This is a genomic window from Enterococcus spodopteracolus, assembly GCF_030441955.1.
Lineage (GTDB): Bacteria > Bacillota > Bacilli > Lactobacillales > Enterococcaceae > Enterococcus_B > Enterococcus_B spodopteracolus.
Window position 1 is genome coordinate 1 of record NZ_JARJHD010000036.1, and the last position, 2,049, is coordinate 2,049.

The 2,049-nt window shown below is 50.3% G+C and carries 1 rRNA gene; it reads left to right on the plus strand.

From position 1 onward, the window contains the following. Window positions 1-2,049 (plus strand): 23S ribosomal RNA (locus P3R27_RS14225); the annotation flags it as partial.

Sequence of the window (2,049 nt, forward strand, 5' to 3'; positions counted from 1 at the left end):
GAGGTAGACGCAGAGAACTGAAACATCTAAGTACCTGCAGGAAGAGAAAGAAAATTCGATTCCCTGAGTAGCGGCGAGCGAAACGGGAAAAGCCCAAACCAATGAGCTTGCTCATTGGGGTTGTAGGACTCCGATATGGTAGTTCTTTCAGATAGTCGAATGACTTGGAAAAGTCAGTCAGAGAGGGTGAAAGCCCCGTAGATGAAATTTGGAAGGCACCTAGGAGGATCCTGAGTACGGCGGAACACGAGGAATTCCGTCGGAATCCGGGAGGACCATCTCCCAAGGCTAAATACTCCCTAGTGACCGATAGTGAACCAGTACCGTGAGGGAAAGGTGAAAAGCACCCCGGAAGGGGAGTGAAATAGAACCTGAAACCGTGTGCCTACAACAAGTCAAAGCCCGTTAATGGGTGATGGCGTGCCTTTTGTAGAATGAACCGGCGAGTTACGATTGCATGCGAGGTTAAGTTGAAGAGACGGAGCCGCAGCGAAAGCGAGTCTGAATAGGGCGTTTGAGTATGTAGTCGTAGACCCGAAACCATGTGATCTACCCATGTCCAGGTTGAAGGTGCGGTAAAACGCACTGGAGGACCGAACCCACGTACGTTGAAAAGTGCGGGGATGAGGTGTGGGTAGCGGAGAAATTCCAAACGAACTTGGAGATAGCTGGTTCTCTCCGAAATAGCTTTAGGGCTAGCCTCGGAATTGAGAATGATGGAGGTAGAGCACTGTTTGGACTAGGGGCCCATCTCGGGTTACCGAATTCAGATAAACTCCGAATGCCATTCATTCATATCCGGGAGTCAGACTGTGAGTGATAAGATCCATAGTCGAAAGGGAAACAGCCCAGACCACCAGCTAAGGTCCCAAAATATATGTTAAGTGGAAAAGGATGTGGGGTTGCACAGACAACTAGGATGTTGGCTTAGAAGCAGCCACCATTTAAAGAGTGCGTAATAGCTCACTAGTCGAGTGACCCTGCGCCGAAAATGTACCGGGGCTAAACATATTACCGAAGCTGTGGAGTACACCTTTAGGTGTATTGGTAGGAGAGCGTTCTAAGGGCGTTGAAGGTAGATCGTGAGGACTGCTGGAGCGCTTAGAAGTGAGAATGCCGGTATGAGTAGCGAAAGACAGGTGAGAATCCTGTCCACCGAATGACTAAGGTTTCCTGGGGAAGGCTCGTCCGCCCAGGGTTAGTCGGGACCTAAGCCGAGGCCGACAGGCGTAGGCGATGGACAACAGGTTGATATTCCTGTACTCGTTGTTTTTGTTTGAGCAATGGAGGGACGCAGGAGGCTAAGGAATGCAGACGATCGGAAATGTCTGTCCAAGCAGTAAGTCTTGATAGGAGTCAAATGCTTCTAACTTTAAGGACAAGCTGTGATGGGGAGGGAAATAATAGTACCGAAGTTCCTGACGTCACACTGCCGAGAAAAGCTTCTAGTGAGAAAACAACGACCCGTACCGCAAACCGACACAGGTAGTCGAGGAGAGAATCCTAAGGTGAGCGAGAGAACTCTCGTTAAGGAACTCGGCAAAATGACCCCGTAACTTCGGGAGAAGGGGTGCTGATCGTCAGATCAGCCGCAGTGAATAGGCCCAAGCGACTGTTTATCAAAAACACAGGTCTCTGCAAAATCGTAAGATGAAGTATAGGGGCTGACGCCTGCCCGGTGCTGGAAGGTTAAGAGGAGTGCTTAGCGTAAGCGAAGGTACGAATTGAAGCCCCAGTAAACGGCGGCCGTAACTATAACGGTCCTAAGGTAGCGAAATTCCTTGTCGGGTAAGTTCCGACCCGCACGAAAGGCGTAACGATTTGGGCACTGTCTCAACGAGAGACTCGGTGAAATTTTAGTACCTGTGAAGATGCAGGTTACCCGCGACAGGACGGAAAGACCCCATGGAGCTTTACTGTAGTTTGATATTGAGTGTCTGTACCGCATGTACAGGATAGGTAGGAGCCGTAGAAGTCGGAACGCTAGTTTCGATGGAGGCGCTGGTGGGATACTACCCCTGCGTTATGGCCACTCTAACCCGCACCACT